This window comes from Cupriavidus sp. SIMBA_020 (genome assembly GCF_046535395.1).
GTDB lineage: Bacteria > Pseudomonadota > Gammaproteobacteria > Burkholderiales > Burkholderiaceae > Cupriavidus > Cupriavidus campinensis.
Map to the genome: position 1 here is coordinate 1 of NZ_JAWRWU010001236.1, position 251 is coordinate 251.

Below are 251 nucleotides of genomic sequence, written 5' to 3' on the forward strand. Positions count from 1 at the left end.
TTCTTTTCGGCGGCCGGCAGCAGGCCTTCGATTTTCTCGCGTTCGACCACCACCACGCCGTCGGCGTCGCCGATGACGAAGTCGCCGGGATGCACGGTCACGCCGCCGACCGACACGGGATGGCCGATGCGGCCGGGCACGTTCTTGGTGGGGCCGTTCGGGTTGGTGCCGGCGGCGAACACCGGATAGTCCATTTCGATGATCTCCACGCTATCGCGCGCCGCGCCATCCATCACCACGCCGGCGATGCC

General features: G+C 67.7%; 1 protein-coding gene. It reads right to left on the reverse strand.

The window, feature by feature from the left end:
* Nucleotides 1-251: RraA family protein (locus tag SB751_RS33470; RefSeq protein ID WP_410749429.1), on the reverse strand; the 251-nt coding region annotated here is incomplete at both ends.